General features: G+C 63.2%; 16 protein-coding genes and 3 pseudogenes. 11 read left to right on the forward strand and 8 right to left on the reverse strand.

All coding sequences use genetic code 11. The features are described from left to right. The first annotated feature begins 21 nt into the window (after nucleotides 1-21). The 5 genes and pseudogenes from AC07OT_RS28635 to AC07OT_RS28655 all read left to right on the forward strand — a co-directional run bounded on the left by AC07OT_RS28635 (nucleotide 22) and on the right by AC07OT_RS28655 (nucleotide 3,566). Nucleotides 22-387 carry a cupin domain-containing protein gene (locus AC07OT_RS28635; RefSeq protein ID WP_141157328.1) on the forward strand — a complete coding sequence of 122 codons (366 nt, stop codon included), beginning with the start codon at nucleotides 22-24 and terminating at the stop codon, nucleotides 385-387. A gap of 57 nt (nucleotides 388-444) precedes the next feature. Beyond that, nucleotides 445-1,103, forward strand: a pseudogene (locus AC07OT_RS28640) (response regulator transcription factor). 85 nt (nucleotides 1,104-1,188) lie between these two features. After that, nucleotides 1,189-2,010, forward strand: coding sequence for a molybdenum cofactor biosynthesis F family protein (locus AC07OT_RS28645; protein ID WP_495109652.1), 822 nt, complete (start codon nucleotides 1,189-1,191; stop codon nucleotides 2,008-2,010). Beyond that, complete coding sequence (locus AC07OT_RS28650; protein ID WP_495109653.1) at nucleotides 2,003-2,803, forward strand: SDR family NAD(P)-dependent oxidoreductase; 801 nt, start codon at nucleotides 2,003-2,005, stop codon at nucleotides 2,801-2,803. Before AC07OT_RS28645 ends, AC07OT_RS28650 begins: the two co-directional genes overlap by 8 nt. After that, nucleotides 2,796-3,566, forward strand: coding sequence for an SDR family oxidoreductase (locus AC07OT_RS28655; RefSeq protein WP_495109654.1), 771 nt, complete (start codon nucleotides 2,796-2,798; stop codon nucleotides 3,564-3,566). Before AC07OT_RS28650 ends, AC07OT_RS28655 begins: the two co-directional genes overlap by 8 nt. A 23-nt stretch (nucleotides 3,567-3,589) precedes the next feature. Here the strand turns inward: AC07OT_RS28655 and AC07OT_RS28660 are convergent, their stop codons facing one another. From AC07OT_RS28660 to AC07OT_RS28675, 4 genes are all read right to left on the reverse strand, one after another. Further along, nucleotides 3,590-4,219: a TetR/AcrR family transcriptional regulator gene (locus AC07OT_RS28660; protein WP_495101927.1), complete on the reverse strand. Its 630-nt coding sequence runs from the start codon at nucleotides 4,217-4,219 to the stop codon at nucleotides 3,590-3,592. A gap of 15 nt (nucleotides 4,220-4,234) precedes the next feature. Then, a complete protein-coding gene (gene feaR, locus AC07OT_RS28665; protein ID WP_065939648.1) occupies nucleotides 4,235-5,197 on the reverse strand; it encodes a transcriptional regulator FeaR in 963 nt (320 codons plus the stop codon). A 116-nt stretch (nucleotides 5,198-5,313) separates the two neighbouring features. Next, on the reverse strand, nucleotides 5,314-5,934 hold the full coding sequence (locus tag AC07OT_RS28670) for a DUF3156 family protein (RefSeq protein ID WP_495109655.1): 621 nt from the start codon (nucleotides 5,932-5,934) through the stop codon (nucleotides 5,314-5,316). Continuing rightward, nucleotides 5,879-7,378 carry an APC family permease gene (locus AC07OT_RS28675; protein ID WP_141157323.1) on the reverse strand — a complete coding sequence of 500 codons (1,500 nt, stop codon included), beginning with the start codon at nucleotides 7,376-7,378 and terminating at the stop codon, nucleotides 5,879-5,881. Before AC07OT_RS28675 ends, AC07OT_RS28670 begins: the two co-directional genes overlap by 56 nt. 291 nt (nucleotides 7,379-7,669) lie before the next feature. Between AC07OT_RS28675 and AC07OT_RS28680 the strand changes: the two genes are divergently transcribed. Further along, the gene (locus AC07OT_RS28680) at nucleotides 7,670-8,998 is read left to right on the forward strand and encodes an alginate export family protein (RefSeq protein WP_141157322.1); all 1,329 of its coding nucleotides are present in this window, start codon (nucleotides 7,670-7,672) and stop codon (nucleotides 8,996-8,998) included. A 46-nt stretch (nucleotides 8,999-9,044) separates the two neighbouring features. Here the strand turns inward: AC07OT_RS28680 and AC07OT_RS28685 are convergent. Beyond that, nucleotides 9,045-9,332, reverse strand: a pseudogene (locus tag AC07OT_RS28685) (methyl-accepting chemotaxis protein); the annotation flags it as partial. A gap of 9 nt (nucleotides 9,333-9,341) precedes the next feature. Further along, nucleotides 9,342-10,004, reverse strand: a pseudogene (locus AC07OT_RS28690) (PAS domain-containing protein); the annotation flags it as partial. A 264-nt stretch (nucleotides 10,005-10,268) separates the two neighbouring features. Between AC07OT_RS28690 and AC07OT_RS28695 the strand changes: the two are divergent. The 4 genes from AC07OT_RS28695 to AC07OT_RS28710 all read left to right on the forward strand — a co-directional run bounded on the left by AC07OT_RS28695 (nucleotide 10,269) and on the right by AC07OT_RS28710 (nucleotide 14,587). After that, on the forward strand, nucleotides 10,269-11,246 hold the full coding sequence (locus tag AC07OT_RS28695) for a helix-turn-helix transcriptional regulator (RefSeq protein ID WP_141157321.1): 978 nt from the start codon (nucleotides 10,269-10,271) through the stop codon (nucleotides 11,244-11,246). A gap of 132 nt (nucleotides 11,247-11,378) precedes the next feature. Further along, the gene (locus tag AC07OT_RS28700; protein WP_141696544.1) at nucleotides 11,379-12,260 is read left to right on the forward strand and encodes a transporter; all 882 of its coding nucleotides are present in this window, start codon (nucleotides 11,379-11,381) and stop codon (nucleotides 12,258-12,260) included. A 22-nt stretch (nucleotides 12,261-12,282) separates the two neighbouring features. Next, nucleotides 12,283-13,446, forward strand: a complete 1,164-nt coding sequence (locus AC07OT_RS28705; protein ID WP_495109656.1) for an MFS transporter — start codon at nucleotides 12,283-12,285, stop codon at nucleotides 13,444-13,446. A gap of 34 nt (nucleotides 13,447-13,480) precedes the next feature. Then, nucleotides 13,481-14,587 (forward strand): class II histone deacetylase, encoded by a 1,107-nt coding sequence (locus AC07OT_RS28710; protein ID WP_495109657.1) that lies wholly within the window; start codon nucleotides 13,481-13,483, stop codon nucleotides 14,585-14,587. Between the two features lie 51 nt (nucleotides 14,588-14,638). Here the strand turns inward: AC07OT_RS28710 and AC07OT_RS28715 are convergent, their stop codons facing one another. After that, a complete protein-coding gene (locus AC07OT_RS28715) occupies nucleotides 14,639-15,571 on the reverse strand; it encodes a p-hydroxyphenylacetate 3-hydroxylase reductase component (RefSeq protein ID WP_495109658.1) in 933 nt (310 codons plus the stop codon). A gap of 56 nt (nucleotides 15,572-15,627) precedes the next feature. Continuing rightward, nucleotides 15,628-16,797 (reverse strand): p-hydroxyphenylacetate 3-hydroxylase oxygenase component, encoded by a 1,170-nt coding sequence (locus AC07OT_RS28720; protein WP_108574567.1) that lies wholly within the window; start codon nucleotides 16,795-16,797, stop codon nucleotides 15,628-15,630. 263 nt (nucleotides 16,798-17,060) lie between these two features. On the opposite strand from AC07OT_RS28720, the gene AC07OT_RS28725 reads away from it, so the two are divergent. After that, the gene (locus AC07OT_RS28725; RefSeq protein ID WP_495109659.1) at nucleotides 17,061-18,548 is read left to right on the forward strand and encodes an aldehyde dehydrogenase family protein; all 1,488 of its coding nucleotides are present in this window, start codon (nucleotides 17,061-17,063) and stop codon (nucleotides 18,546-18,548) included. Nucleotides 18,549-18,670 lie beyond the last annotated feature (122 nt).

An 18,670-nucleotide genomic window follows, 5' to 3' on the forward strand; every position in this document is an offset into this window, starting at 1 on the left:
TTCATTCACAGGAGAACTGCCATGCCCGTTACCACCCTGAAGAAAGACATCCAATTATCCGACCTCGATGCCTGGGGCACCGTTGCCGACCTCGGCTCCGAGATCCTCGAGGGCGAAGTCAAAGCCTTTGGCAAAATGACCTTCGGCGCCCCGACCGACGCCGTCAGCAGCGCCTATTTCGGCACCACCCAAGGCAAGTTCCGCATGGTCTACCCGTTCGCCGAACAGGCCACGGTGGTCACCGGTGAAGTGGTGCTGACCGACGAAAGTACTGGCCAGAGTACCCGCTACAAAGCCGGCGACAGCTGGTTCGTGACCCAGGGCACACCGGTGCTGTGGGAAGTGGTGAGCGAGAGTTTTGTGAAGCACTATTTCGCGGTAGTCTGATCGCTCCCCTCTGCCGGCTTCGGCCGGCAGCGTTTGTTCCGGCGCAGGTGACTGACCATGCACGCCATCCCCGCTCAGGAAGTCGCCGGCCATTGCCTGCAGGCTTTCACTCAACTGGTGCCCGCCAGCCAGGCAGCGTTCTATTGTGTCGACCGCCAGTTGCAGGCCCGTGATTTCAGGCTGCAAGGCATGAGCGGTGAGATGCACCGCGACTACCTCGACAACTACCGCCAATTCGACCCGTTGCAACCGCGCAATTGCCTGTCCAGCGGGCTGGCGGTGGTGCCGCTGGGGTTCGCCATGGCCCGCCAGCCCCTGCGTGACAGCCGCCGCTATCAAGACTTCCTGCAACGCTATGGTGTGGTCGATGTGGTGGAGATCGTCGCCCATCGCGCCGACCAGCCCCAGGCGGCCATCTCCTTGCTGCGCACGGCGGAGCAAGGGGTGTTTACCCTCGACCAACTGGCTCAGCTCAATGCCTTGCAGGCGTTGCTGCAAATGGCCGTGGCCAATATGCAGCCCTGCGACGATGCATTGGCCGGGCTCACGCCCAAAGAGCGCGAGATTGCCTGGTTATTACGCCAGGGTGCGAGCAACAAGCAACTGGCCCTGGAGCTGGATGTCGGCTTGCCCACCATCAAGACCCACCTGATCCACCTGTTCCGCAAACCGGTGTCAGCAGCCGTACCGAGTTGGTCGCCGCGCTGTTTCTGTAAGCCGCCTCAACCCTTTGGTTGATAGGCGCGCCAGGTTGCCAACCGCATGATCCGGGGTGTCCATTCCCTCAACCGGAGCCATGCAATGACCACTTCATCCGACTGGATCACCGTAGGCGCCCTCGCCGATGGTTTTGCCCCCGACGCGTTTATCCTGCCCAACCTTGCCGACCTCAACGGCAAGGCCTTCACCCTGCACTTCGCCAACGGCTGGCAGATCGAGCATCGCTTCGACACCGAGCAGTTGCACTGGCACGCCGCCGACGGTCACTCCAGCGGTTCGGCCGCCTACCGCGCCACCTCGGTCCGCCCGGGCCTGTACCTGGTCGACTTCATCAAGCATGAAGCCGGCCAGGCTTGGTCCATCAGCCTGGTGCTGGACACCACCACGTCGTCGTTCACCGCCGTGATCGGGCGCATGCCGGACCGCGAACAAACCGAGCAAGGCCTCTACAGACGCGCCCTGGCCGGCAAGGCCCTGACCTCGGTGGACGTGGACTTCCTGCACGGCAGCCTGGATCAACCCTGGCAGCTGGGCCAATGCCCGCACGCGCCCACCCAGGAACTGACCGGCCTGCGCAACCTGTATCGCTACAGCCCCAGCGAAGTCTACGAGCACATCTACCTGAACGATCAGTTCTATGCCTGGCAATGCCTCAAGGGCGTGGAGCAAGGCCTGTGCGATACCGACCGCTGCCACTACTACAAGATCGCCGATCAGCTGTACCTGTTCGTCTGGCGCGAAAAAATCATCCCGACCCTCGGCCTGGTGCTGATCGACCTGCAACAGCACCGCAGCGACGGCAAGATCTTCGGCTATGCCGGCGCGTCGTTCGATGAGCTGTCGAACTTTCCGGTCAGCTCCTACTGCCAAGTGCTCAACCGCACGGAGTATCCCGATGCCTGATCCACGCACCGTTGTCATCACCGGTGCCGGCACGGGCATCGGTGCCGCCTGCGCGCGCTTATACGCCGCCGAAGGCGCCAACCTGGTGCTCATCGGCCGTCGCCGCGAGCCGCTGGAGCAGGTTGCACAAGACACCGGCGGCCTGGTGCTGGTCGGCGATGCGGCCTGCCCGGCCACCTGGGAGGGTTTCGTTGCGCAGATTGCTCAGCGCTACGGCCGCCTCGATGTGCTGCTGGCCTGCGCCGGCGGGCATGGCATGGGCAGCGCCACCCAGACCAGTCCGCACACCTGGGAGGCGGCCTTGCGCAGCAACCTGGACAGCGCGTTCTACAGCGCTCGCGCCTGCCTGCCGCTGCTGATCGAAAGCGCCGGCAATATCGTGCTGCTCGGCTCCATCGCCTCGCTGGCCGCCGGACCCGAAGTATGCGGCTACACCACCGCCAAGCATGCGCTGCTCGGGCTCAATCGCTCCCTGGCGCGGGATTACGGCCCAAGTGGCGTGCGCGTGAACGCGGTGTGTCCCGGCTGGGTTACCACGCCCATGGCCGACGAGGAAATGCAGCCGCTGATGAGCTTCCATGGCGACACCCTGCAGCAAGCCTATGCCCGCGTATGCGCCGACGTGCCGTTGCGGCGCCCCGCCAGCGCCGAGGAAATCGCCAAGGTATGCCGCTTCCTGGCCAGCCCGGATGCCGCGATCATCACCGGGGCCAGCGTGGTCGCCGATGGCGGTTCGAGCATTGTCGATGTACCCACGCTGGCTTACGCCCATATGGAGCGTGCACATGCCTGAAGACTTGGATTTCAGCGGCAAGACCGTGCTGGTCACCGGCGGCGCCCAGGGTATCGGCCAGGCCATCGTCGAGGCGTTCGCCTGGCGTGGCGCCCGCGTCATGATCGCCGACCTGCGCCTGGCACAAGCCCAGGCATTGGCCGAGGGCTTGTGTGCGCGCGGCTGCCGGGTCGAGGCCATCGCGCTGGACCTGGCCGACGCGACGGCGGTGTTCGAAGGCATCCAGGGCATAGAGCTGGCCTGGGGTCGCCTGGATATCCTGGTACACAACGCCGGCTACTTTCCGTTGACAGCGTTCGCGCAGATCACCCCGGCCGTTCTTGAACGCACGCTGGCGGTGAATCTCTCGGCCCTGTTCTGGCTGTCCCAGGCCGCCTTGCCGATGTTTCAACGCCAGGGCGGTGGCTGCGTGCTGGTCACCTCATCGGTCACCGGGCCACGGGTCGCCTATGCGGGGCTCAGCCACTACGCGGCGTCCAAGGCCGGGGTCAACGGTTTTATCCGCAATGCCGCGCTGGAGCTCGCGCCTTACCAGGTGCGCGTCAACGGCGTCGAGCCAGGGATGATTGCCACGCCGGCCATGGATAACCTGGGCGACAGCCAGGTCAATGCCGACATCGCCAGCCGCGTGCCCCTGGGACGCCTCGGTGCCGCTCAGGATATTGCCGGGGCCATGCTGTTCCTGGCCTCCGACCTGGCGACCTACATCACCGGGCAGACCATCGTGGTGGACGGCGGGTCGACGCTGCCTGAGGTGAAATGACCTCTGTCGGGATGTAAACCGGTTCAAATCTGGAAGGGGCGGTGTATCCGTTGAATAGCGCTCGCCCCTTCAAGCAGCGACAGTGAATCACTGAACACCCGCGACAACGCTGCAAGCCGTTTGACGTAACCCTGGGGCGTCGAATAGATCAGCTCCACATGCAGGCTGTCGACGATACCCAGGTAAGCGTCACAAAACACCTCGAGCGCCTCGGGCCGTACCATCCGGTACCGCCCTTGCGCGGCACGCTGGAAATCCTCGCGAATGCTCGCCAGGTAGCCCTCAAATCCTGCCGTAATCACGCTGCGAATATCCGCCGGCGGAAAGTAGGCCGTGCGCAACAGGAAGCGCAGGTGCGCCGACCCTGCATAGCGCCCGCGCAACCGCTCAAGGTGCAATTGCCCAGGCACGCCGGGGTGCCCGGCCTCTTCCTTGAAGCACTGCGCGATGTACTGATGTTCATGGGCCAGGGCAATCTCGAAGACTGTCTGAAACAGCGCGTCCTTACTGACAAAGTGCGCGTACAGCGAGGCCTTGCGCATGCCCGCCCCGACCGCGATTTCGTTCAGCGATGAAGCGTCATAGCCATGGGCGGCAAAGTGTTCGACCGCGACTGCGCAAATGTTATGGGCCGACAGGGTGAGCGGTTTCATTGATCCATCGATACCCTACGCCGCACCGACCGCTTGCTGCAGATGAGTGGAACGAAAATCCTTGGGCGACAGCTCGAATTGCTTCTTGAACGAGCGGCTGAAGTGCGCGGAATCGGTGAAGCCCCACTTGTAGGCAATCGAGGTGATCGACTCGCTCTTGAGGAACGGGTTGGTCAGATCGTCCGCGCTGCGCTTAAGCCGCGCACGCTGGATGTAGCGGCAGACGCTGTCGTCCTGCTCTTCAAACAAGCGGTACAAATGCCGCACCGAGATGTTCAGGCGGCTGGCCAGGCCTACCGGACTGAGGCCGGGTTGGGTCAGGGACTCGTCGATGACTTTCTGCACATAACTGCGCAGGTTGCTGCCGTGCAAGGATGTGGCGCTGTCGCCTGGAGCGTCATGCAGTTCAAAGGCTGAACCGAGCAGCGAAACAAACGCCGCTTGCAGCGCCTCGGCCTCTTCAATCGAATCCTGCCCCTCCAGGCCCTCGCGGCACAGCTGGTCCATCAACACGTGGAGCATGCGCCCGCAGGCCTTGCTCGAAGAGATCTTGCCGAAGGTCTTAGAGGCGCTGCCCAGCTGCTTGCACACTTCGTTGCGCGAGAGTGACAGCGAGGCATGTTCGATAAGGCCAAAGGGGCTGATCTCGATCGAACCCGTGGAGTCCATCAGCAACATATCGCCGGGGGCCAATTGAATGACCTGGCCGTTCTGGGTGATCTGGCAATAGCCACTGCGCTGGCTGACCAGGAAGCAATGCTGGTCCATATCGTGATCGGCATTGGGCCGCTCGCGTTTGATCAGGCCGGCGTTGGTGCGCAGGTTGGCCAGTGACAGGCCGCCCCGGGAGTGCTTGGACACCTCACCGATGAACAGTGAGCGGTTGAAGGCCAGTTCCGTGTCGAAATGGCCGCAGGCCGCTCGCAGATCCCGAGTCCAGGTTTCCAACCCATAGTGCGCAGACTGATAGGTGCTCATGGCATCTCCACAATGGTTTCTTGTTTTTGTTGGCTAATAGTTAACATGTTATCTATATAGGCGCAACAAGTCCGTGATACCGACTGTAGAAGCACTAATGATGCCAATTCCTCAACTCAGATCGCGCCCAATACCCGCTGCAAACCCGCCAGTACCCTGAGCAGCCCGGCCCGCTGCGCGCCGCTCAAGGGGATGTAGCGCCGGAACGCCGGCATGCGGTTGACCACCTCGCTGCCGCCCATGTGTTCAAGCCGTACGTGCCATTGCTGCCCGCTCAAATCGAGGTGCAGGCGCTTGAAGTCCAGCCCCATCAACGCTTGATGCAGGTCGGGGTCATCGTTCAAGGCCGCCTGGAGCCTGGCCAGCAAATCCGGCGCTCCCGCCCGTTGCCGACAGGCCAGCCCCGCGCGCCGGATCGACCCGCTGTGGTGCAGTTCAAAGCGCGCACTGCCCTGCTCTGAGGCAGGCACCGTGAACCTGAATTCGGTCATCACCAGGTGCATCAGCAATTGCGCTTCGGTGCGCTCGGCCACGTCGACCTGAAGGCCGATGTCGTCCAGGCAAAACCTTGCCTGGGCTGGCCCCGTCGAGGTGAAACTCGCCAGCCCGAGGTTGCGCCGCACGTACTCAAGCGTGACCCCAGGCCGGTAACCGGACGGGGCCCGTTGGGCGCTGAGCAGCTCAGACAGCTTTTGCAGCCTGCTCGAGATAAGGGTTGTGAGGGTTGCCAGGCTCATGGGAAAACTCCTTGGCCAGCACTTCTTCTACCGAAGCCGGCTTGAATGGATTGACCTTCTGTACCACCAGTGTCCAGAACAGCGCGTATGAAGCCGTGATCCCGAGCATTACCCCGAACGGCACATAAATGTCCGCAGGGTTCATGCCCGGCGGGGTAATGAACCACATGCCCAGCAAGATGCCGACGCTGGAAAGGATCTGTGGCAACGGGAAGAACGGCGAACGATAGGCCCGTGGCAGGTCCGGACGACGAATGCGCAGGATGACCACCGACAGCGTCACCAGCAGGTAAGAGAAACTCCACGCACACACCGCCGCCAGCACCAGGTGCATGATGTTGTCGGTGTTGCCGCCCAACCACAGGGCATACAGGCACGGAATCAGCATCGCCACCAGGATGCACAGCAGCGGCGTCTTGAAGCGCGGGTGCAAATAAGTGAAGACCTTGGGCAGCGCGCCGTCCACCGCCATGCCGTAGAGAATCCTCGGCACGCCCGCCATCAGCGTATTGATGGTGGCGGCACCGGCGAACAGGAAACCGATCCCCAGCCACAGCGGGCCAATATCGCCCATGACCTGCTGGGCAAAGCGTGGGATTGCCATGGGCGTGTCGAGCAGGTGCACGCCCGTGGCGGCATCCAGCACCACGTTTTCCACCTGGCGCTTCATCGCCGCGCCATAGATGAACATGCAGGTCGCCACGCTCAACAAGCCGAAAATCATGGCCTTGGGCATGACCTTGGCCGAATTGCGCAGGTCCGGGGCCAACGGCGTGACGAACTCGCAACCGACGAACATGAACATGGCCATGCCCACCAGCGACAGAATGGTGACCAGGTCGGTACCCACCAGCGATACGCCGAACCAGCCCTCCAGCTGCACCGCCGGTGCGGCGATCAGGCCGAGCACGCCGAACACCATCAGGGTGGTCCACATGCCGAAAGTCAGGATGATCTCGGCCCTGCCGAAGGCGCTGACGCCAAAGGCATTGAGAATGCCGAACACCACGACAAACCCTACCCCCAGCAACCAGGAGCCGCCGGCGGACTCCGCCAGGGTGTTGAGGTGTTCGAAGTTCACCAGGGCCATGACCCCGGACAGAATCGTCTCGGCGGTGCCGGCGAACACGTGCACGATCAGGTACGCCGACAGGGTGCCGGTGATCGCAAAGAAACGGCCCATGCCGCAATTGATGTAGTCGTAGACCGAGCCGGTGGTCGGCAGGATCGAGGCGGCCTCGGCGAAGGTGGTCGCCTGGGCCAGCATCATCACCACCGCAATCAGCATGGCCACCGCGAAGGCGCTGCCGCCGATACCGAAGCCCATGGTCGCGGTAAGAATCACCGGGCTGGCCATGATCAGGCCAATGGTGCTGGCCAGCGCGGTCGGAAACCCGACGCTGCCGCGTTTCAAATGCTGTGTGAGCCGGTCATTGATCGACATGGTGCGGATCCTCGAAAGCGGATTTCTGAGTGGATGCATCGAGCCGTTCAAGGAACCGGCGATAAAGCCCTCCCCAGCCAGTCCCTGATCGAAACGGCATCGTGCGCAAAATCACTGTGCACTTCCCGAGCACCGAGCGTCTTGCCCATGTCTGCCGTGGCTTTTGTTGCTGCCTGCCAAGGCATGCGGCTTGGCGGGCAGGATCAATTGCGTGGCACGCAGGTGAAAGACTTCCTCCGCCTGGGGTCATCTTAATGCGCCCTCGACTTAACCAAGCTGGGGACTATAACAATGGAGCACACCTTGAAAATACGCACGCAATCCTTGGCCGTCGGTCTGGGTATCGCGCTGTTGATCGGCCATTCACCGGCCCAGGCCTATGAGCTGTACGCCGATGAGGACACCCACTTGAATGCAGACTTCCTGGCGGTCTACGGCCTGTTCAACAGCCGTCACAACTACGACGGCACAGCGGGCGGCTCGACCTGGCGCGAGGGTTTCATCAAGTACGGGGTGAGCGGCGACCAGGGCCTGGCCGGGCACGGCACCGCGTATGGCGCGCTCAATTGGGTCAGCTCCGGCACCTGGGGCGATGGCGACGCGGCGGGCAACACCGATGGCAGCGAACGCACCACCAAAATCGAAGACGCCTACCTGGGATGGCGCTCGGCCGACCTGTTCCCGGCGCTGGGCAAGGACGGTGTGGATTTCTCCGTCGGGCGCCAGGTGGTCAAGATCGGCCGGGGTTTCCTGATCAACGACGACGGCCCCAACCTCGGCAAGGGCCCGGCTGACGGTGCACTGAACCGTGGCGGCGCCTATTACCTGGCGGCACGCCACGCCTTCGACCGCACGGCGGTGCTGCGCCTGGGCGGGCAAGAGGGCCTGCACGGCTCGGTGCTGTGGCTCAAGTCGGACAACCGCGCCCAGGCCGAAACCGAACTGGCGGCGGGCACCCTCGACTACACGGCCGCCGCCGGCACGCTGGGGCTGACCTGGGTCCACGGCATGAACGTCACCGACCAGTGGGCCAGCGACTTCCAGAAACAGCGTGAGGGCCTGGACACTTACAGCGTGCGCGGCGAAGGCAGCGCCGGTATCGACAACGCCAGCTTCGCCTTCGAATACGCCTGGCAAGACAAGGACGCGGGGCCGGAAAAAGCCTGGTACGCCGAGGCCGGCTACACCTTCGCCGATGTCGGTTGGTCGCCAAAAGTGACCTACCGCTACACCCGCTACTCGCAAAAATGGGACCCGCTGTTCACCGGGCTCAGCACCGGCTACGGCACCTGGTTCCAGGGTGAAGTCGCCTCCAACTATGCCGGCCCGTTCAACAGCAATACCGGCATCCATCACGTCGGTCTCAAGGCGACGCCCCTGGAGAACCTGACGGTCGGCGCGCTGTACTTCGACTTCAATACCCTGCGCAAACACGACGCGCTGAACCTCGATGCTCGGGAGCTGGACCTGTACGCCGAATGGGCGGTCAACAGCCACCTGATCATCAGCCCGCTGGTGGGCATCTACCAACCCAAGAAGGATGCCGACACCGGCGGTAACCAGGTGGGTGGCAACGGCACCAACCTCTACAGCCAGCTGACCGTGGCCGTGCCCTTCTGACCCCGTTTCAGGAGCTGCGCGACGCAGCTCCGTCCTAACGTTCGTGCTGGTGCAGCATCGTCTGGATCTGATGGGTCGCCTGACGGGTGTTTTCCGCCAGCTTGCGCACCTCATCGGCCACCACCGAGAACCCGCGCCCGACCTCGCCGGCCCTGGCCGCCTCAATGGCGGCGTTCAAGGCCAGCAGGTTGGTCTGGTCGGCAATGCCCTTGATCACACTCACCACCGTGGCGATCTGGCCGTAGGTGGCCTGATTGTGTGCGAGCAGCTGTTGATGGGTGGTCTTCGCCGACTGCTCGTCGCTGATGTCACGCACCGCGCCGACCACCCGCATCAAACGACCTTGCGCATCACGCAGCGCCCGCCCGCGCTCCCTGCACCAGATGTAGTCACGGGTCTTGTGGCGCATCCGGTACTCAAACACGTACTCACCGCTGCCCTGGGGCGCAAGGATTTCCCGGTCGAAGATCGCCATGATCTTCGGCAGGTCATCGGGGTGGGTGATGCTGACCTGCGCGTCCCAGCCATCGGGCAGCTCATGGGGCGCGTAGCCCAGGAGCAGACGGAACTGATTGAAAATCCGCATGCGGCTGGCGGGGTCCTGCACGTCACCGTTGACCACGGTGATGTCCCAGCAGCCTTCGGTCATGGTGCAGAGCAGCAGCTCCCAGATCTGCGTCTCGTGCTGATGCGCAAGGGCGCGCTGCGCATGCTCGCGCAACTCGGCTTCCAGCGCCTGTTCACGCTGCCCGGCCTGCTCCAGTTGCCGGTGAAGCACGGCAAGTGCCTGTTCGCTGCGCGCCCCTTCGGCAGCCTGATCGCGGGCTGATTCCTCGAGCAACAGCAACTGCCGCGCAGCCTGCGCACGTTGTGTGGCGAGTTGCTCCAGGTCGGCCTGCACCGACGGATAAGCGTGCAGTGCCTGGGTTCCCAACACCTCCCCCGCCAGCAGTTGCTTGAGGACGGCGGCAAGGTCCTGCATCGGCTGTTTTTTCTTGAAGAACATCGGCCTGGCCCTTTCTGATCGAGTCGAAACCCCGGATCTGATCGCAAACCGAGTGTGATTGCTTGTACGAGCCTGCAAGGCCTTTGCGCGTGGCTGCCATCCAAAAAAGCCCTGCGTCGGGCGCTATCGTGCATCTGTAGGATGGTGATCGGCTTTCAACCCGTCGATACTTGTCCCCAGGCCCTGCCCACGTCCAAACGACGTTCCGGCCCTTAATGACTTCGTGACGAAAACAATAAGAATGTCGCACAGAGGTACATACGAATGAGCCGTCATGATCATGGTCACGCCAGCCTGCTGGAGGCATTCAGCGCGATGACACTGGAGCTCCAACGCCTGGCGCAGGACAAAGACATAGAACACTTCCACGAAGCGGCGCTGAGCTGCATCCGCCAGTTGCTGCCCTTCGACAGCGCCTGGTGGGGCCGGGCTGCGCTGATTGACGGCCTGCCGGAAGAACACAGCTCGTACCTCTACAACCTGCCCCGCAGCTACCTGGCCGATTGGCAATCGATTCGCCATATCGATGTGACCATCGCCAGGGTCCACGACGTGCCGGGGCAGGCGGTCATCGTCGACATGCGCAATCCCGCCAACGGGCCCGGGCTCAACTGGCTCGGCACGTGCTACGCGATTGGTGAATTGCTGTGCGTGGTGTACATCGACCCGCAAACCCACCTCAGCGATCACCTCGCGCTCTACCGTGCGCCCGACGCCCCACGCTTTACCGAGCAGGACTGCCTGCTGCTGAACAACCTCATGCGGCATCTGGTGGCGGCGGTCTCAGCCAATCAGATTCGTACCCTGGTGGCCATGCGCGAAGCCCTCACCCACCCGCGCAATCTCGCACTTGCCGTGTGCGACCAACGCGGCACCCTGCACTGTGCAGAACGTGGCTTCGTCGACTTGCTGCTGAGCGAATGGCCGGACTGGACCGGCCCTTGCCTGCCGGTCGCGATGGACGCCGGGGGCTATGACGGCAAGCACCTGCAGGTCGAGGCCTCGACGGTCGGCGACCTGCTCCTGCTGGCTGCCCGCAGCCGTACGGTGCTGATGCAACTGAGCCCTCGGGAGAATGCGGTGGCCCAGGGTTTCGGCGAAGGCAAGACCTACAAGGAAGTCGCCCGCGACCTGGGCATGTCGCCCAATACCGTGCGCCATCACATCCGCGCCATCTACAGCAAACTCGGGGTCAAGGACAAAGCCCGAATCGCCCACCTGCTGCACGCCCCGCCTGATTGATCGGCACCACTGACCCGCGCTGACTTTTTCGCTGTCGTTTTGACGGCCACGGGACACCTTTGCGCTTTTTTTGTCCCCTCTGCCACCCACGGGCGAGCCGTTCGCCACACAACACCTCAAAGAAGAGATGCCATGCCCATGATCCACACCTTCACCCGCACCACCACACTGGCCCTGCTCGGCGGCCTGTCGAGCCTGCACGCCAGTGCGGCCGACCTCAACGCCCGGGACTTTTTCGGCGCCCCCTCGGGCACCAGCCTGGGCGTGCTGTACCTGCCGGCAAGCCGCGCCAGTGATTTCCACGGCCCGGCCGACAGCACCGGCAAGGCCGACCTGAAGGTCAACGCCGTGGCGTACCGCCAAGTGTTCTTCACCGACCTCTGCGGCACCCTCTGTACCCCACAGTTCATCGTGCCTTTCGCCGACATCAACGCCCGCCTGCCGGGTGCCGGCCAACGCAGCGCAGAAAGCGGTTTCGGTGATCCCCAGGTCGGCGGCACGGTGTTTTTCATCAACGATCCGGCCTCGCGCACCTACAGCGGCCTACTGACCCTGATCACCCTGCCTGTGGGCGAATACCACGGTAACAATCCCGATGTATCTCCCGGTGCCAATCGCTGGGGCACCACCTTTGTCTACAACTACACCCAGGGCATCGGCGAAAAGTGGGTGCTGGAAGCCAACCTCGAAGCCCAGCTCTACGGCAAGAACGACAACTACTTCGGCAGCGACCTGAAACAGGACCCGCTGTACCGCCTGCAAGCCTTTGCCTCCTACGACTTCACATCCAGCACCTACGGCGCACTGCGACTGATCCACGCCGATGGCGGCGAATTGCGGATCAATGACCAGCGCATCGACAACACCCACAAGCGCTACACCCAAGTGGGCTTCGAGGTTGGTCACTGGCTGGATAAACAGAACCAGTTGATGTTCGGCCTCTCGCAGAACGTCGCCACCGACAACGGCTATCACGGTACCGACGCGCTGCTGCGCCTGGTCCATGTGTTCTGAATCCCCTCATCGGAGCTTGCCCATGAACACCCAGACCCAACCGCTGACCGATGAACGCGCCCACGCCTCATCCCCATTGGCATTGCTGGCCGCCATTGTGCTGTTCGCTGCCATCACCCCGACCATTCTCATGACCGCACCGGCCGTGGCTGCGCAACTGGCAACGCAATGGCAGTTGAGCCCGTCACAGATCGGGGACCTGTTCTCCACCGAACTCGGCGCCATGAGCCTGGCCACCCTGCCGGCACTGTGGTGGCTCAAGCGTGTCGACTGGCGCCGCGCCGCCTTGCTGGCCGGGTTGCTGTTCATCGTCGCCAACCTGCTTTCAATGCTGGTCCACGACTACCCGATACTCCTGGCACTGCGCTTTTGCAGCGCCCTGGCCGGTGGCTCGTTGATGATCATCTGCCTGTCCAGTGCGGCCTCCACGGCCAATCCCGGGCGTGTCTACGGGTTATGGGTGATGGGGCAACTGGTGGTCGGGGCGATCGGTCTGAGCATCCTGCCCCGGCTGTTCGAGCACTACGGGCTGTCAGCCTGCTACCTGATCCTCGCCGCCTTGATGACGCTCTTTCTGCCCCTGGCACGGCACTTTCCCCAGGGCAGCCCGGCGCCTGAAAAAGCCGCCGAGCGCATCGCCCTCGCCTCCCGGTGGAAAGCTGCACTGGGCATTCTGGGCCTGCTGAATTTCTACGTCAGCCTGAGCGGTGTCTGGACCTTTATCGGTTCCATCAGCAGCCACGCCGGCCTATCCGCCGAGGCCAGTGGCGAGATTCTGGCGCTCGCCACGGTGATGGGCATCGTCGGGGCCGGTTGTACCTCGCTGATCGGCGACCGTCTGCCACGCCTGTTGCTGTTACTGCTGGGGTACGCGTTGATGGCAGGCGCCGTGCTGTTGCTGCTGGGCCAGCCCGACATGCTGCGTTTTGCCTTGGCGGCGCTGCTTTTCAAGTTCACCTGGACCTTCATCCTGCCGCTGGTCCTGGCTTGCCTGGCCGACCTCGACCGCTCCGGAAAATTGATGAACACCTCCAACCTGGTGATCGGTGGCGGCCTGGCCATCGGCCCGACCGTGGCTGGCCGGATGATCGAAGCCAGCGGCGGCTTCCAATCACTGCTGATCGCAGGGGCGTGCGTCACCGTGCTGTCCCTGGTGTTGATGCTGAGCAGCCGCCCGAATGCCTGACGGGCCCTTTTACCCCAACGAAAATGGAAAGACGATGAGCCGAAAAAGTGCATTTTTCTTCGACGAACTCAGCCTCTGGCACAGCGCCGGGTTGCACGCCTTGACCTTACCGGTGGGCGGGTGGGTGCAGCCGCCTGCCGCCGCCGGCCACGCCGAGTCACCGGAAACCAAGCGTCGCTTGAAGAGCCTGCTGGACGTTTCCGGCCTGACCCGCCACTTACAGGTGCGCAGTGCCAACGCGGCCACCGATGAAGACCTGCTGCGGGTGCACACGCCCAACTACCTGCAACGCTTCAAGGCGATGAGCGATGCCGGGGGCGGCGAATTGGGGCCCCACGCGCCCATCGGGCCAGGCAGTTATGAAATAGCCAGGCTCTCCGTCGGGCTGGCCATGGCGGCAGTGGATGCGGTGCTGTGCGGCGAAGTCGACAATGCCTATTCTCTGTCACGTCCACCCGGCCACCACTGCCTCGCCGACAACGCCATGGGCTTCTGCTTCCTCGCCAACATCGCCATCGCCATCGAAGCCGCAAAAGCACGGCGTGGCCTGGGCAACGTCGCGGTGATCGACTGGGACGTGCACCACGGCAACGGCACCCAATCGATCTTCGAAGAGCGCGGCGACGTGCTGACAATTTCCCTGCACCAGGACGGCTGTTTCCCGGCAGGTTACAGCGGTGAAGCGGATCGCGGGCGCGGCCCGGGGCTGGGCGCGAATATCAATATCCCGCTGCCCCCCGGCAGCGGTCATGAGGCGTATCTGCACGCGATGGAGCGTATCGTGATTCCGGCGCTGGAGCGCTTCGAGCCGGAATTGATCATTGTTGCCTGCGGCTACGACGCCAACGCCGTCGACCCACTGGCGCGAATGCTGTTGCACAGTGACTCGTTCCGGCACATGACCCGTCTTGTACGCCAAGCAGCCGAACGCCTGTGCCAGGGCCGCCTGGTGCTGGTGCACGAAGGCGGCTACTCCGAAGCCTATGTACCGTTTTGCGGGCTGGCGACCATTGAGGAATTGGTGGGCGTCAGGACACAGGTCGGCGACCCGATGCTGGAGTTTGTGCAGTTGCAGCAACCGAACGCGGCGCTGGCGGCGTTTCAGTTGCGCTTGATTGATGAGTTGGCCGAAGCCCGCTGAGCGTGACGCAAAAAAAATCCGATGCCGTTGCCGGCATCGGATCTTGGCCAGTCAGCAGTGGCTGATCAGTCGTTGCAACACCGTCTTGAAGGTGTCGATCTGGTCCTGGTTGAACTCGGCGAACACCTTCTCCTGCTGCTCCCGTGCGATGGCCCAGAGGTCTTCGGTCTGCTCGATACCCGCCGCGGTCAGGCGCACGCCGTGCTCGTCGTCATCGACCAGCCCCTTGCGCTTGAGGTTGGCCACGGCGTCGTCGATTTCCCGCACCGGCATCGCCACTTCACGCAGCAGGTCGCTGGTACTGAGGCGAGCGTCGTTCTCCAGCACCATCAGCATCCGCGCCTCGTTGGTACGCAGGCCGGTGGACAGTTGCCGGGGCTGGTAGCTGGACTGGTAGGCGCGAACCGCCTGGGTCATCAGGTAATACAGGTTATGGCTCAGGCGCCCCTGGAAGTGGCTGCTCGGCGGTTGGCTTTCGTCGCGCCTGGTCATGCGCGTGTGGGGCAGGACCATGGAGTAGGCGCCCTGGTGGTAGAGCAGCGGCGAGCGCCCGAAATCGTCGAAGGCCACCACCTTGCCGATCATGATCCAGTGATCGCCGCCATCCACCTGCTGGTATTTCTCGCAGTGAAAACGTGCCGCACAATCGGCGAACACCGGCGCCCCGCCCTCCCCCGGTGCATAAGCGATCTCGGCGAAGCGGTCGTCCTTGGGCCGGGCAAAATTGTTCGACAGGTCGATCTGGTCAGCCGCCAGCACGTTGACCGCGAAGTGGCTGGCCTCCTCGAACACCCCGTGGCTGCTGGAGCGTTTGTCGATGCTCCACAGCACCAGCGGTGGGTCCAGGGACACCGAGTTGAAGCTGTTGGCGGTAACGCCCACCTTGCGGCCGGAGGCGTCGGCGGCGGTGACCACGGTCACGCCCGTGGCAAAGTTGCCCAGGGCCCGGCGAAAGGCGCGTGGGTCGAAGGTCGATTCAGACATGCAAGACTCCCGGGCTGCGTCAGGCGCAGCCCTGATTGTTGTTTTCAAAAGCAGCTTCAGATCATGCTCGGATCGGGCTCCAGGCCCATCAACTCGCGGCCGAGGATCTGTGCACAGACGTCGTAGTCGGTGTAGGCATGGGCGCCGGTCATGTGCGAGTCGCGGAACAGGCGCTGCATCTCGTTGTGCTCGAACCAGGCGTTGCCGCCGGCGGCTTCGAACAGACGGTCTACCGCCTGGATGCACATCTTGGTCGCGTAGGCCTGGTTGGTGCGCCAGAACGCCAGGGTCTGGCGGCTGGGGTAGCGCTGCTGCTCACTGTGTTCGGCGTGTTCGTCCCAGGTTTTCTCGAGGAAGGCGCGCGCGGCGGCCACCTGGTGCGTCGACTCGGCCAGGCGCATCAACGCCGGGGTTGCGGCACCGACCGCCGCGCCGGTGTAGGCGCGCACGCGGGTCTTGGTCTTTTCGCGGAACACCTCGAGCATCCGCTCGGCGACGCCCAGGCTGACGGTGGAAAAGCCACTGGCAAAATACGGCCGGTACGGTGAGTAGAAAATCCTGCTGTCGGGGTACAGCCCAAAGCCGGCGGACTTGCCTTCCATCATGTCCTTGGCTTTCTGGATGCGGTGTTCAGGCACCCAGGCCTTGTCGATGATCAAGGTCTTGGTGCCGCTGCCCTTCATGCCGGCGGCAAACCAGTCATCGCGGATCTGGTAGTCACTGCGCGGCAGCACCGCGAAGCAGTAATCCTGGGTGCCCTGGGGGTTGTTGCGGCGGAAACCCACGATCGCCCACTCGGCGTGATCACAGCCGCTGCTCCAGCCCATTTCCCCGCTGAACAGCACGCCGCCCTCGACTTCCTCGGTGCGCCCGAACGGCGCGATGCTGCTGCTGGCCGTGGCATCCGGGTCTGTGCCCCAGACCTCCTGCTGCAATTGGGCCGAGAACAGTGCCAATTGATGGCTGTGGGTACACAACAGGCTCATGGCCCAGGCCGTGCTGGCGCAGGCCCCGGCGAGCAAGGCGATGCAGTCGGCAAACTGCGGCAGCGACAACTCCATGCCGCCGAACACTTTCGGCTGAAACACACGGTGCATGCCGATGCTCTTGAGCAGCGCAATATTCTCGGCGGGCACCTGGCGGTCCTGCTCGGCCACGAAGGCATTGGCGGCGATGGTCGGCAGGATGGACTTGAGGTCTTCAAGGAGCGGGTTTGGCTTTTTCATGGATGGCCCTGCTTATTATTGGATGTCCGGGCAGCGCCAGAAATCAAGGCGTGGCGCCGGATGCAGGGCCAGTATGGAGCGTGCCTTCCTGGCAGGACATGCACCTTCCAGAGTCAAGATTGTACTTTTCAAAGGCCCAGGCTGATCCGCCGTGTACAGGCGCTGGCAGCCACAGACATGCCACTGGGCAGCCACAGTCAAGCCCGTTCCGGCCACTGGGATTAACCTCGGGCTTTTCAATCTCTGCCACCAGGAAAAACCCCATGAGCGATATTCCACTGCTGCCCCAGGTTGAAGCCTTCCTCCGTCGAACCCATACGTTGTTCATTGACGGTGGCTACGTCGAGAGCCACTCCAGCCAGCGCTTGGAGGTGATCAACCCGGCCACCGGCCAGGTCATCGCCGATGTCGCCGACGCCGACCCGGCCGACATTGACGCGGCCGTGGCGTCCGCGAGCTGCGGCTTCAAGCAGTGGTCGCAGGTCGCACCAGCGGTGCGCGGCAACGTGCTGCTCAAACTGGCCGACCTGCTGGAGCAACACCGCGAAGAACTGGCACAGATCGAAACCTGCCAGTCGGGCAAGATCATCCAGATTTCCCGCGCCTTCGAAGTCGACCAGGCCGCGCACTTCCTGCGTTACTACGCCGGCTGGGCCACCAAGATCAGCGGCCAGACCATCACCCCATCGTTGCCCTCCTTCGCCGGCGAGCGCTACACCGCGTTCACCCTGCGCGAGCCGGTCGGAGTGGTGGTCGGCATCGTGCCGTGGAATTTCTCGACCATGATCGCCATCTGGAAACTCGCCTCGGCGCTGGTGACCGGTTGCAGCATCATCATCAAGCCCAGCGAGTTCACGCCGCTGACCATCCTGCGCATCGCCGAACTGGCGATTGCCGCCGGCCTTCCCGCCGGTGCGCTGAACGTCTTGACCGGCACCGGCAGCGTCGGCAAAGGCCTGATCGAACACCCCGGTACCGACAAGGTGTCGTTCACCGGCTCCGTGCCGACCGGGATTGCGGTGGGCCAGAGTGCCATGGGCGCCGGGCTGACCCGGGCCACCCTTGAGCTGGGCGGCAAGAACTCGGCCGGGTTCCTGCCCGATGTGGACCTGGACAAGGCCGTCAACGGCATCATCGAAGCAGGATTTTTGCACTCCGGGCAAATCTGTGCCGCCGCCGAACGCTTCTTTGTGCATCGTTCGCAGATCGAAACGGTGATGGGCAAACTGGCCCAGCGCCTGAGCACGCTGAACATCGGCTCGCCTCTGGACGAGCGCACCGAATTCGGCCCGGTCACCAACCGCCAGCACCAGCTCAAACTCGGCGAGTTCTTCGCCAAGGCCCGTGCCGAAAACAACCGCATCATTCACGGTGGCAACCTGATCGACCGGCCGGGCTGTTACGTCGAGCCGACGATCATCCTCGCCAACAGCGTCAACGACACCCTGCTCAACGAAGAGACCTTCGGCCCCATTGCCACGTTCTTACCGTACGACAGCGAAGAAGAACTGCTGGCCTTGATGAACAACACCCCCTACGGCTTGAGCGCCAGCCTGTGGACCAACGACCTCAGCAAAGCCCTGCGCATGGTGCCCGCCATCGAGGCCGGCACGGTGTGGGTGAACATGCACACGATGCTGGACCCGGCGGTGCCGTTTGGCGGCAATAAGTCCTCGGGGATAGGCCGGGAGTTCGGCAGCGCCTTCATCGAGGACTACACCGAGTTGAAGTCGGTGATGATTCGCTACTGAATCCAACCAGTGGATCCATTGAAACACAATCGTCCGATAATCGCCCAATAAAGCAACCACAAAAGATTGACTCTCCATCAGGCCAGCCATTTAATGGATCCATTAAATAAAAACAATCCGCC

The sequence above is a fragment of the Pseudomonas sp. GW821-FHT09C10 genome (assembly GCF_059418085.1).